Origin of the sequence: Agrobacterium salinitolerans, from assembly GCF_027498475.1 — a bacterium.
Taxonomy (GTDB): domain Bacteria; phylum Pseudomonadota; class Alphaproteobacteria; order Rhizobiales; family Rhizobiaceae; genus Agrobacterium; species Agrobacterium salinitolerans.
Map to the genome: position 1 here is coordinate 310069 of NZ_JAPZLN010000001.1, position 12519 is coordinate 322587.

Here is a 12519-nt window from a genome sequence, read left to right on the forward strand (position 1 = left end):
GCAACTGTTAAAAAACGCGAAATACAGGAAACCGCCGGTCCCCGGCCCATATACGGCAATGGAGCGGCCCGAAACGACTGGTTTACGGCACGGGAAACCCGTTCACCATCAGTGGATATAACCGAGCCGGATGGCTTTGGCGATCGCCTGGATGCGGTTGACGCTATCGAGCTTGATCGTCGCCGAGCCGAGATAGGCGTTGACGGTGTGCACGGAAAGCCCGAGCTTGACCGCGATCTCTTCGCTGATACGGCCGTCCCCCGCCAGTTGCAGGCAGGCGATTTCCCTCTCGCTCAGCGCCTCGGAAGGCGCCGCCTTGCGCTCGTCCAGCGCCAGCATGTCCACCATGATTTCACAGCATTTGATGTGCTGTTCGATGACGACCTCATTGTCGAGAACGAGGTTGGTGCCGCAGAAAACGATGTAACCATTGCCAATGGTGCCGAGTCGAACCGGAAGCGCGAGCCCCGCATAGGGCAATATGTCGTTCTCGATGCGGCGCAGAAGTGCAGGCACATCGGGAAGGTCGGCAAAACCGCCGGCGTTCTTGTTGCGCCAGATGACCGGCAGGAGCGATGTCTCGATATGATCGAGCAGAATGTCGCCGACCGCGCGGATGAACTGCGCGCTCTGTTCTGCGGCATTCATGCCCCAGTTTTCCAGCTCGCAGGTCATCTTCTTCTTGTTCGGGAAACCGGAAGCGGCAGCCTTCGTGACCACGAAGTTGCGCGCGCCAACCAGCTTCTGCATGGCGACAAGCTTCGGAAAAAGATCCGACCGGCTCGTCACGACAGGGCTGCGGTAAAACATGCCCATTTGACCTGTACCCTCATTGTCTTTCGTCTGTACCATCCGTCCGACCATTATACGAGGTTGTTGCGCACGGCGTAGGCAATTGCCTCCGAGCGGGTTTTCGTCGCGGTTTTCCGCATCACGCTTGTAATGTAATTATTGATCGTATTGCGCGAAATGCCAAGGATCATCGCAATTTCATCGCTCGTCTTGCCTTCCGCGATCCAGAACAGGCATTCGAGCTCGCGCTCCGTGAGATCGATATCGCGAACGGTCTTTGCTTCGCTGGCGATGCCGAAGCTGACGCAATACCCCGTCAGCAGGGCGATTTCCCGCAGGCGCTCCGGTGACGGAACCGCTTCTTCCGGAAACAGCAGCAGAAGGGAAAGGCGGATGCGGCCAACGCAGAAGGAGAGTGCCGAATATTGCCTGTCTATGCCATAGGGAACCAGAACGTCGTCAGGCAGGAGAAGCAATCGTGGCTGAAGCAGCGAAAGGCATTTCTCCATTTCGCTAGACCGGTTCTGGCTGTTGGTGAGTTCAATACCCAGCCTGCGGACCAGATCGAAAGGCCAGTCGGACGTGACGATGAATTTCAGTCCGGTTTCTTCGAGAAGATCATCCCGCGCCAGCAGATAGTGCGAGGCGCCAGCGTAGGTTACGAGCAGATCCAGTGCGCCTGCAACGTTACCGGCAGCAGCCGTGGCTGCGACGTTTTTAGCAAGCTGATCGCGCGGCAAGGGCTTACCCATGCCCTCCATAGGCTTGGCAGACAGCCTGCGGATATCAACATCGACTTTCAATCGCCTACGCCCTCTTGCTCCCAGTGGGAGATTATACCTCGGGATGGAATCATTCCATTCGAGAACTTACCAAAATGGGACGGCAAGCCCCGGAGACCGAATCACTTCATTTTATGGAACGGACTGGGATTTGCCATTAGCTGACAACAGCCTTTCCACGTATTTCCCTGCTCGTCTATTACTAAAAAAACATACTGAAAAGCTGTTCAATCCATAAACGGCATTCTCAGCCAATTCCCAGCAAACTGTATCGTTGCTGAATTTTTTGTAAACACTGTCCCGAAACGAGATTGCCACGGCTCGCCCGCCAAGCATAGCAAAAAGCCCAAAAACGGAAAAAGGCCGGGTAAAACCGGCCTTTTCGATATTATGCTGCTTTTTCCACGGCCCATTTGCGCAGGATCTTGGCGGCTCTTTCCTCGCTGATTTCCACCATGCGGGAGAGCCTGCGTTCCGGCCCTTCGCGCACCCGGCGGTTGAATGTGCCCTCGCCATCGTTTCCTGCCAGAAGGTCGTCGGTGCTGTCGAAGCCGAAATCCGCCCCGAAACCTTCCATGAGACCGCCTGCGCCCGCATCCATGCCGGGAGAGAAATCCGGTAGTTCGAGACCGGCGGCCTCCTGGCTGAGCTGACCGGCGGCGGCGTTGCCGGTCACCGTGCGGACCAGGGGGCGCACACCGAGCCAGACGACAAGGAAGGCGACGGCGACAAAGGCGAGCGAGTTGATGATACCTGCGGAATTGCGGCTCAGCACTTCCATGACGCCGGGTCCGGTTGTGGCCTCGTCCAGCAATTGCGTTTCGAGGAAGTCCATTGCCGTCAGGGTGACCATGTCGCCACGATCGGAAGAAATGCCCGCTGCCGAGGTGACGATCTTCTGCATTTCGGCAAGATAGGCGTCGATCTTCGCCTGATCGGCTGGCTCGCCGACCATCTTGGCGATCCGGCCCTTGTTGACGACGACTGCGACCGAAATCTTTTCGACGGTGTAGCCGTTCTTGACCGTGGCTACCGTCTTGGAATTGATCTCGTAATTGGTCTGTTCTTCCTTCTTGGCCGATTGGTCGGAGGACTGCGGGCCGCCGCCGCCGCCCTGGGGTGCAGCCTGCGGTACGTTCTGTTCCACGGTCGCGGCCGTGTCCGGCTGCGTTTCCTGGGACTTCTGATCTTCCTTTACCGTGCGCACGGAGCGCTCGACGCGCGATTCCGGATCGTAGACGGTTTCCTGGATCTGGCGGCTGTCTGTATTGAGCTGGGCCGTGACGCTGGAGCGGAAATTGTCCATGCCGAGGAAAGGCGCCAGCGCCTTGTCGATATTGGTTTCGATTTCCTGCTGCACGTTCTGCGCCAGCGTCAGCGAACGGTTCATGGCGGCATTGGTGACATCGTCGCCGGAAGCCAGAAGCTGGCCTGTCGAATCAAGCAGGGTCACATCATCGACTTCAAGGCCGGGAACCGCCGAGGCGACAAGGTGACGGATGGATGCGGACGCCTTGCGGCCGGCCGAGGCACTGGCGCGAATCATCACCGATGCGGTGGGCTTCTGTTCGCCTCGGCGGAAATTGCCGACGTCAGGCATGACGATATGGACGCGTGCAGCCGCGATGCCGTCGATCTGCTGGATGGAGCGGCCGATCTCGCCCTCAAGGGCGCGAACGCGTGTCACTTCCTGCATGAAGGAGGTCAGACCGAGGGAGCCGACATTGTCGAAAAGCTCGTAACCGGCATTGGCGCTGTCAGGCAGGCCGCGTTCTGCCAGAAGCAGCCGCGCCTTGGACGTGAGCCCGACGGGGACCTGAAGACTGGAGCCATCGGTTCCCACCTGAAAGTCGAGACCCGACTCGGCGAGCGCAATGCTAATCTTGTTGAGGTCGCTCTTTTCAAGCCCCACATAGAGGGTCTCGTAAGCGGGACGGTTCACATAAAGAGCCGCCGCGAGGATAATGGCCATGGATACAACGCCCACGCCGCCCAACATCAGCAGCCGCGTCTGCCCCAGCGCCGCGACATTCTTCAAGACCTGAGGGATTTGATTTAACAGATTCATTCTGTTCCGCACCGTCATTCATAGAGTCCGAGACCTTTTGGCCCCGTAATGACAATAGGGTGCGAAGCTTGCGCGAGCGTTGCCTTTCTCCGCATTCCGCGCGGGAAGGCAGGAAACGCAGATCTGCTCTAGAACAGGTCGAAGTCGCCCGAGGCCTTGTCCAGGGGCTGCGAGTGGCCGTGGCGGTAGGCAGCGCCAAGGGCTTTTTGCATCTCGGCCAGCTTCACCAGGCTGAGCGCGGTGCTGACATCCACGATCCATTCACTGGATATGGAGCCTGTGATGGTATCGATGAATTCGGCAAGGCCACGGGTCTTCTGCACGGCCAGGTCGATACCCTGCAGAAGCTTTACGCCGTCGGCGGACAATTGACCGCTGATCACATCAAGCAATTGCGGTTCGATGCGCTCGATGAGATAGGCGACATCGTGCAGTTCCGATACCACCCGCATCAGCACATCCGGCAGGGCTTCTTCGAACGGAGTTGCGGCGGTGGGTTCTGCAAGCTGCATTGGAAACTCCGTGACTAAAAAAATTCGATGTCGTTGGCGACTGGCTTGGGGGCCGGCGCCGGACGCGTTTCCAGAGCAACCGTCTTCTGGGTTTCCGCGCCGCTGAGCGGATGTTGACGGGCGCGACCGGAGACCGGCCAGAATTCGATCTTGCGACCATGATCGCCCCCCGTGGAGGAGCTTATGACCGGAATGCCTTCGTCCTTCAGAAACTGCATGGCGAAGATGGCGTTCTGCTCACCGACATTGGAGAAGCTGGCGATCGTCTTGGCGCCGCCGAAAACCTTGGCTTCCAGCCGGTCGCGCCGCGCACCCTTCTTCAGCAGCCCGTTGATGAGAAGCTCCATGAGATGCACGCCATAACGCGTCGCATCTCCGCCGGTCACGCTCCCCGTTCCCGGCAGCAGGAAGTGGTTCATGCCTCCCACGCCGGCAACGGGATCTCTCAGACAGGCGGCCACGCACGAGCCGAGTATCGTCGTCATCACCACATCGGGATCGCTGACGACCTTGTACTCGCCCTGAATGATATGTACGCGCTTGGCCGCAGCTTCAATCATTTCAGCGATCCGAAAACCGCCTCGATCGCGGCGCGCATCTTGTCGATCGTGAAGGGCTTGGCCAGCACGTTGTTGGCGCCGAGCTGGGCCGCCTTCTGCACCAGCGCGCGGTCGCCCTGCGCGGTGAGGATGATGAAGGCGGCTTTCTTGGTGGTCGGGTTGGCCCTGACGGCGTGCAGGAAACCGAGACCGTCCATCTTCGGCATGTTGAAATCGGAAATGACGAGATGATGGGGCTGCTGCTCCATGATCTTCATTCCCTGCTCGCCGTCACCGGCGGCGGTGATCTGCTTGAAGCCGAGCTGTGTCAGCGCATCGCTGAGGAGCAGCCGGCTGGTCACCTGATCGTCAACGATCAGAACTTTGATCTTTTCTGCGAGAGACATTAGTCAGCACCTTCTTTGCGGGCAGTGGTTAGTTTCAGGATTTCTTCGCCGATGGAGGCCAGCGGGAGTTGCTGTTCCACGGCGCCAAGTTCATAGGCCACGCGGGGCATGCCGTAGACGACACATGTTTTTTCGTTCTGGCCGACCGTGCGTGCGCCGGCATGACGCATCTTCAACAGGCCGGCAGCGCCATCGCGGCCCATGCCTGTGAGAATGACGCCGACGGCGTTGCGACCGGCAAGCTCGGCCACCGAATCGAACAACACATCGACTGAAGGACGGTGGCCGTTGACGGGATCGCGCTCAACAAGCCGGCAGCAGGGTGCGGACCGGTTGGCGATCTGCAAATGGCGCTCGCCGCCTGGCGCAAGATAGATCTTGCCGGTCTGCAGACGCGCACCGTCCGTTGCCTCTTCCACCACGGGCGCGCAGATGCGGTTCAACCGTTCGGCGAAACTCTTGGTGAAGGTCGGCGGCATGTGCTGGGTGATGACGGTCGGCGGGCAATTGGCCGGGAACTTCTGCAGCACGGCGATCAACGCTTCGACACCGCCCGTGGAGGAACCGATGGCCACGACCTTGCGCCCTGCGCGATATTCACTGACCGGGGTTGGCTGCGGCGCTGCGGCGGCGTCCGGGCGCGTCGCGCGGTAGGCGGCGTGTTGCGAGCGGGCGGCGGCCTTCACCTTGTCGGCCAGATCGCCGAAAGGGCGTACATCGCCCGGCGCCGGCTTGCCGACACAGTCGAAGGCGCCGATTTCAAGCGCGGCGAGCGACGCATCCGCGCCGCGATGGGTCAGCGACGAGACCATGATGACCGGCATGGGCCGCAGGCGCATGATCTTTTCGAGAAATTCCAGCCCGTTCATTTCGGGCATCTCGATATCGAGCGTCACGACATCGGGATTGAGCTGCTTGATGGCGGCGCGCGCTTCCATGGCATTGCCGGCCTGCCCAACCACCTCAACCTCCGGATCGGCCTTGAGGACAGCCGAAATCAGGCCGCGCATGGTGGGGGAATCATCGACGACGAGTACCCGTGCGAGTGCGCTCATGCCTTCCTCCCCGAAGCGTTGCCAGTGAAGCGGTAGGTGGTGATGCCGGTATTGTCGAACAGGTTCTTGGCGTCACCGGAGACGCGTTCGGAATGCCCGATATAAAGATGACCGCCTTCCGGCAGCAGGCCTGCGAAACGCGACCAGATGCGCATCTGCGTCGGCTCGTCGAAATAAATCACGACGTTGCGGCAGAAGATCACGTCGAAATTGCCCTTGAAGGGCCATTGCGTCATCAGGTTCAATTCGTTGAAGGTGATGAGGCGCTTGACCTTGTCGTCGATGCGGAACTTGCGGCGACCGCCGGCATCGACCTCCGTGAACCATTGCTTGCGCATGGCGGGAGACACGGTTTCGAGCGCATTGTCGTCATAGACCCCTGCCCGGGCCTGCGCCAAAATCTTCGGGTCGATATCCGTTGCGAGGATCTTGAAATCGTAATCCGCCGCATTCGGAAACATGGCGAGCACGGTAAGCGCGATGGAATAGGGCTCCTGCCCGTCCGAGCAGGCCGCCGACCAGATGCGGACACGTCCGCCGCTCTTCGCCCGCGCGATGAGACCCGGCAGGACCTCGTCACGCAGATGTTCGAAATGATGGTTCTCGCGGAAGAAGCGGGTGAAATTGGTCGTGAGATGCGACAGCATTTCGCGCCGCGCCTGCGCGCCATCCGGCGAGGACACCAGTGCGCAATATTCGCGGAAACCCGACAGGCCGAGATTGCGGATATGCTTCGACAGGCGGGAATAGACCAGCGACGCCTTGGTGTCGTTGAGATAAATGCCTGCATCGGCATAGATCATCGCCGCGATTTCCGACAAGTCGCGTCTCGTCAGCGGGTATTCGCCGCTGGCAAGAACCTCGTCGGGAGACTGGCGCTGATCGCTGAAATTAAGTGCTGCCATGAACGATCCGCTTTCAACCTGTCGCCGCAAGCGACATTTCCTGCTTCAGGGGCTGTCCGCGCGAGGCGCTGACGATGGCATCGACATCCAGGATGAGCGCAACGCGTCCGTCACCGAGAATGGTGGCGGCGGCAATGCCCGGAACATGGGTATAGTTGGCTTCCAACGACTTGATGACAACCTGGCGCTGACCCTGGATCGCGTCGACCATCAGGGCGCGCTGGCCGCCGCCTTCCGATTCAACCAGAAGGGCGACGCCCTCGACCGGATCGGCCTGGGTCGGGCGGAAGTTCAGAACGCGGCCGACATCGACCAGCGGGCAGAAGGAGTTGCGGATGGAGATCAGCCGCTGGTTGGAACCGAAGGAGTGAATGTTTTTCGCTTCCGGCTGCAGCGTTTCCACGATTGCCGTCAGCGGCACCACCAGCGTCTGGCCGGCGACGGTCACCACCATGCCGTCGAGAACCGCGAGCGTCAGCGGCAGGCTCATGGTGAAGGTCGAGCCTAAGCCGGGGCGCGATGAGATGTTGATGCGGCCGCCAAGCGCCTGAATGGAACGCTTGACGACATCCATGCCCACGCCGCGGCCGGAAATATCGGAAATCTTGTCCGCCGTGGAGAAGCCCGGCGCGAAGATCAGATTGTCGATCTCCTCATCGGTCAGGTTCGCATCGGCAGCAATGAGGTCGTTGTCGATCGCTTTCTGGCGAACGCGTTCGCGGTTGATGCCGGCGCCATCATCCTGAAGTTCGATGAGAATACGGCCAGAACGGTGCTTGGCCGAAAGCTTGATGGTGCCTTCCGGGTTCTTGCCCGCTGCTTCGCGTTTTTCCGGCGTTTCGATGCCGTGGTCAACGGCGTTGCGGATCATATGCGTCAGGGGTTCGGCCAGCTTGTCGATGACCGTCTTGTCGACTTCGGTGTTCTCACCTTCGGTGACGAGGCGGATCTGCTTGCCGATCATGTCGGCGACTTCGCGGACGATACGCGACATGCGCTGGAACACGGGCTTCACCGGTTGCGCGCGGATCGCCATGACGCTGTCCTGGATTTCGCGCGTGAGCTGCTGCAGCTCGTCGAGGCCCATATTGACGGCGGAGGTGCCGCTCGCATCGTTTTCGATGACGCTCTGCGACAGCATCGCCTGATTGATGACGAGCTCGCCGACGAGGTTGATCAGGCGGTCGACACGGTCGAGGTCGACGCGGATGGTCTGGCCGGCGCTGGCATTGGCCGCGGCACTGGCGTTCGCCTGGGCTGCGGCAGGCGCTGCCGCCGCTTCGCGCTTTTCGATGGCGGCATTGACGCTCTGGGCGATCTGCGTCGTCGCGACAGCCGTTTCAACGGCTGCGGCAACATAAGGCGCTTCCGCCTTGGCGATTTCAACAACGGGCTGCTCTTCCGGTCCGCTATCGAGGGCCGAAAGATCGAACGGCACCGGGATCATCGGAAGCTCTTCCGCATCGTCTGCGACGTCCGAAACAACCGGCACGATTTCCAGATCGCAATCCCATTCGGCGAATTCGAAGACGCTGCGGATGCCCTCTTCGCCCTTGTCGGTCGTGATCGAAACCGTCCAGGAGAGATAGGATGTTTCAGGATCGAGCTTGTCGAGAGAAGGCAGTTCCGACAGGTCGCAATTGATGCTCATCTCGCCGATGCGCGAAAGATCGCGCAGGAGAAGTGCTGCCTCGTTGCCCTTCGAATAAAGCGCTGCATGCGGCTTGAAGGTGATCTGGAAGGACGGCGCCTCCATCAGCGGCGTGGTTTCGTCGGCAAAGTCGGTGAAGGAAAACGGGATCGGCTCGAAGCCGCTCTCATCCGTCGGCTTGGCTGCGACGGGTTGCGGCGCCTTGACGGCAGCCGGCGCTGCCACAGGTGCGGAAACCTGCACGGTCTCGCCGTTCGCCAGCGCTTCCAGTTCCTTGACGAGGCCGCGTGTGCGGGTTTCATCGACGCTGCCGCCGTCTCTTGCCGCATTGGTCAGGTCCGCCAGCACGTCGGCGGAGCGCAGCATGACTTTCAGAACATCCTGTGTCGGTTCCAGCTTGTTGGAGCGAACACAGTCGAGGGTCGTTTCGAAAACGTGGGCGAAGGCCACGAGATCATCGAGACCGAAGGCACCCGCCCCGCCCTTGATGGAATGAACGGCACGGAAAACAGCGTTGACGGTTTCCGGATCGCGGTCGCCGTCATTCAATTTAAGAAGCCCCGATTCCAGTTCGGCGAGTTGCTCCTCGCATTCCTGGAAAAAGATTTCCTTGATTTCGTTCATATCCATCGTGAAATGTCCCGTATCAGGCGGTTACGCGTTCAATGGCATCGATGAGTTTCGCGGGATCGAACGGCTTGACGATCCAGCCCGTCGCACCGGCCTGACGGGCGCGGTTCTTCTTCTCAGCGTCGCTTTCGGTCGTCAGGACGAGGATCGGGATCGCACGATACTTTTCGTTGCGACGCACACCCTCGATGAAGCCGAAACCATCCAGACGGGGCATGTTGATGTCCGTCACGATAACATCGGGGTTGCTCTGCTCGAGCACTTCGAGACCCTCAATGCCGTCTTCGGCCTGAATGGTTTCGAAACCGGCATTGTTGAGCGTGACCAGGAGCATGTTCCTGATCGTCCGGGAATCATCCACGGTAAGAACTTTTTTCTTCACTTTTGCATCTCCTTGGGGAGCAAATGGTCAATATCGACGCCTATCAGTTTCATCGTCTTGTCGAATGCATCGGACACCCTGGCAAAACCGAAGGGCTTGCCGTCCTCTTCCCAGGACTTCGCGCCGGCCATGAGGACTTGGACGCAAAGCGCACCGATACGCTCCACCTCGGACGCGTCTACCGACAAAGGCGCTCCCCTCAGCGTCATCAGCTTGCCGTGCAGGGCCGATGCTTCGTTGAGATCCAGCACCGGTGACAGTTTCAGCGTCGCCTCAGCTGCTTTTCTGGCTGCCATTACATGACTCCCTGACGTCTGAATTGTTGGTAATCCTGGCCGTAATCCGGGCGGTTATCCGCACGGGCCATGAATGAAGCGTCCTGCCGGTCCGCGCCGGACGCCGCTCTCGCCTGCCCCTGACGGGCGATGCGGAATTCGCGGACGGTGCGGCCGAGTTCGAGAATGACGGTTTGAAGCGCGTCGGCCTCGGAGGCGCTCGCGCTGATATCGACGGCGTTCCGGCCTGCCTGCCTTTGCTGCTCGCCGATATCGGCGGCAACCGATTGCAGTTCGCCGGCCTGCTCGGCCGTATGCCGGGAGACTTCCGCGATCATGTCGTTAATGCCCGAGACCTGCCGGACGACGCCGCCGATTGCGTCCTGCGTGCGGTTGACCATGCGCACGCCGTCCTCGACTTGCGTCTTCGTGGTGCCGACGAGACTCTTGATCTCCCTTGCAGCGTCGGCGGAACGCTGGGCGAGCGCCCGGACCTCCTGCGCGACGACCGCGAAACCACGTCCGCTTTCACCCGCCCGCGCCGCCTCGATGCCGGCATTGAGGGCGAGAAGGTTGGTCTGAAAAGCAATCTCGTCAATCGTACCGATGATCCTGCCGATCTGTTCGGCGGATTGTTCGATGTCCGACATGGCGTCAATGGCCTCGCCGATCGCCCGGCCGCTTTCGACCGCCGCCTCACGGGCGCGGGAAACGGCCGTTTCCGTGGCCGATATGCGCGCGCCGTTTTCAGCGACGTTTTCGATCATCGTCTGAATGGCGCGGGAGGTTTCAACAAGGGCTTCGGCCTGTTGGCGGGAACGCTCGGCAATCGAGCGGCCCATATCGGCAAACCGCGCGCCCAGCGCCTCAGCCTCGCCGATGCTGCTCTGTGCCTCGATCAGCGATGCGCCAATCGTTTCCAGAGCCGCATTGAAGGACGCCGCAACATCGCGATAGGCTTCCGGCACATCGCGGCCGATACGGGCCTGCAAATCGCCCGCCGCAAAGGCCGTCAGCGCCGTGCCCAGCAACCTCGCCGCTTCCGAGCGGTCATTGTCGCGCTGTTGCGCCAGTTCGCGGCCGTGGCGCAGGCGCAATTCGTTAAAGCGCAGCGAGACGGCAATCTCGGTATCGACCATCACCAGACGGACGACATTCTTGACCGCTTCCGCCAGTTCGCGGCTCTTTTTGCGGTTTCCGGGCAGGATGGAGCGCGGTGCGTGTTCGGCCACCAGCCCGCCGACGAGATGTTCCAGAACCACCGCATGGCTGGCGATCTGCCAGCGCGGATCGAGCCCCATGCGGCTGGCATTGTCGGAAAGAACCTTCACGCGCTCTGCATAGAGCGCATCGAAACGCGCATCGGTCAGAACGCTCCAGTGCGAGGATTGCAGATCGTGCAAGCGCTCAAGCTGGTTTTCACTTTCGAAAGACGGGGAACAGTCCGGCATGGACTGGAAACGGGTCATCACGTCCCGCAGCCCGGCCTTGACGTAAGGCTCCAGCATGCTGCGATAGCTGCGCAGGAAATCGGACTGCGTCTCGTCGAGGCCGGCAAAACGCAACCGTCCCGCCAGGCTTCCGCCTGCCGATCTGCGCGCTTGATCTGATGGCAAGTCCTGCCCCAACCGACATCCCCAACAACATGACGGCCGGTGAAACCCGGCCAATTTTGCCAAGGTTCAGAATGCCAGCACCCTAAGGGGATTTTTGAACGAACATACCCATCGCGGACGATGCGGCATCGACGCTTGCCAGACCTTCTTGAACCAAGAAACGAAAATACCGGATCGGCACCGGTACGGCAGTGCGGCGTCATGCCTGGAAGGGGAGAGAACCCCATTCCGCCGTCGAAATACCATCAATCTTTATGGTTAATTCCTTGCTTGAAAGTTAAGAAACAAAGGCGACGGCGTCAAACGGTAAAATTTGTAAAAGCTTTTAGCCAATGGCGCCCTCACTTTGCCGCAAACGCACAAAAACAAAAATGAATCGAACACGGTCGGCGCTTTTTCCCGCACGCGCGCTGGACAAGCATGTCAGGCTTCCCCTAAAACAAATCAACACGATATTCGCTCAACGGTGACGCTTAAAGAGACCTTTACGATCAAGGAGATGCCAACTTGCCATGGATGGAGAAAGGCCGCAGTTCAAGGCGCCATCCGCAAGTGCTGATCGGTATCGTGGTCGCGAGCCTGCTCGTCATGATCGGCTTTCAAGCCCAGGCTGGCGTCAAGACCCTTTCCAAAACCAGCCGCCTTGAGCGATTGCAGAGCGCCGATCCGGGCCGTTCGGTTTCTCTTCGCGAAAAAGCTTGCGATAGCGGCAACGATTTCGGCTGCAGGATCGGCGACACCGGTTCGGACTTTCGTTATAGCGAATTCGCTTCATTCGCCCCGAACCTCAGGGATGACGCCGAAGTCTCGCTCGCTGCTGTTGCCATCGTGCCACAAACTTCCCGAGACTTTGCCAGTGTGGTTCCACGCGCGCCTCCGCATATTATGTACTAGTCATTCCGGCG

The 12519-nt window shown here is 60.0% G+C and carries 13 protein-coding genes; 1 reads left to right on the plus strand and 12 read right to left on the minus strand.

The features are described from left to right. Window positions 1–108 precede the first annotated feature (108 nt). The 12 genes from visR to O9X91_RS01510 all read right to left on the minus strand — a co-directional run bounded on the left by visR (window position 109) and on the right by O9X91_RS01510 (window position 11614). Window positions 109–810, minus strand: coding sequence for a transcriptional regulator VisR (gene visR / locus O9X91_RS01455; protein ID WP_162520484.1), 702 nt, complete (start codon window positions 808–810; stop codon window positions 109–111). A 53-nt stretch (window positions 811–863) separates the two neighbouring features. Then, window positions 864–1595 carry a transcriptional regulator VisN gene (gene visN / locus O9X91_RS01460; RefSeq protein ID WP_162520460.1) on the minus strand — a complete coding sequence of 244 codons (732 nt, stop codon included), beginning with the start codon at window positions 1593–1595 and terminating at the stop codon, window positions 864–866. A 367-nt stretch (window positions 1596–1962) separates the two neighbouring features. Beyond that, complete coding sequence (fliF, locus tag O9X91_RS01465) at window positions 1963–3642, minus strand: flagellar basal-body MS-ring/collar protein FliF (RefSeq protein ID WP_162520459.1); 1680 nt, start codon at window positions 3640–3642, stop codon at window positions 1963–1965. A gap of 128 nt (window positions 3643–3770) precedes the next feature. Further along, entirely contained in the window at window positions 3771–4154 is a 384-nt protein-coding gene (gene cheT / locus O9X91_RS01470) for a chemotaxis protein CheT (RefSeq protein WP_142912712.1), read from the minus strand. Window positions 4155–4168: 14 nt separating this feature from the next. After that, window positions 4169–4714 carry a chemoreceptor glutamine deamidase CheD gene (gene cheD / locus O9X91_RS01475; protein WP_077985407.1) on the minus strand — a complete coding sequence of 182 codons (546 nt, stop codon included), beginning with the start codon at window positions 4712–4714 and terminating at the stop codon, window positions 4169–4171. After that, window positions 4711–5100, minus strand: a complete 390-nt coding sequence (gene cheY2, locus O9X91_RS01480) for a chemotaxis response regulator CheY2 (RefSeq protein WP_003503467.1) — start codon at window positions 5098–5100, stop codon at window positions 4711–4713. Before cheY2 ends, cheD begins: the two co-directional genes overlap by 4 nt. Continuing rightward, the gene (cheB, locus tag O9X91_RS01485; protein WP_077985406.1) at window positions 5100–6155 is read right to left on the minus strand and encodes a protein-glutamate O-methylesterase CheB; all 1056 of its coding nucleotides are present in this window, start codon (window positions 6153–6155) and stop codon (window positions 5100–5102) included. Before cheB ends, cheY2 begins: the two co-directional genes overlap by 1 nt. Continuing rightward, a complete protein-coding gene (gene cheR / locus O9X91_RS01490) occupies window positions 6152–7060 on the minus strand; it encodes a protein-glutamate O-methyltransferase CheR (protein WP_137409749.1) in 909 nt (302 codons plus the stop codon). Before cheR ends, cheB begins: the two co-directional genes overlap by 4 nt. Window positions 7061–7073: 13 nt before the next feature. Continuing rightward, window positions 7074–9341: a chemotaxis protein CheA gene (locus tag O9X91_RS01495; RefSeq protein ID WP_077985404.1), complete on the minus strand. Its 2268-nt coding sequence runs from the start codon at window positions 9339–9341 to the stop codon at window positions 7074–7076. 16 nt (window positions 9342–9357) lie between these two features. Then, on the minus strand, window positions 9358–9723 hold the full coding sequence (gene cheY1 / locus O9X91_RS01500; protein ID WP_003493773.1) for a chemotaxis response regulator CheY1: 366 nt from the start codon (window positions 9721–9723) through the stop codon (window positions 9358–9360). Further along, window positions 9720–10019 carry an STAS domain-containing protein gene (locus O9X91_RS01505; RefSeq protein ID WP_077985403.1) on the minus strand — a complete coding sequence of 100 codons (300 nt, stop codon included), beginning with the start codon at window positions 10017–10019 and terminating at the stop codon, window positions 9720–9722. Before O9X91_RS01505 ends, cheY1 begins: the two co-directional genes overlap by 4 nt. Beyond that, window positions 10019–11614 (minus strand): globin-coupled sensor protein, encoded by a 1596-nt coding sequence (locus tag O9X91_RS01510; protein ID WP_244614243.1) that lies wholly within the window; start codon window positions 11612–11614, stop codon window positions 10019–10021. The genes O9X91_RS01505 and O9X91_RS01510 overlap by 1 nt, the downstream gene beginning before the upstream one ends. A 516-nt stretch (window positions 11615–12130) precedes the next feature. Between O9X91_RS01510 and O9X91_RS01515 the strand changes: the two genes are divergently transcribed. Further along, the gene (locus O9X91_RS01515; protein ID WP_269826074.1) at window positions 12131–12508 is read left to right on the plus strand and encodes a hypothetical protein; all 378 of its coding nucleotides are present in this window, start codon (window positions 12131–12133) and stop codon (window positions 12506–12508) included. The last annotated feature ends 11 nt before the right edge of the window (window positions 12509–12519 follow it).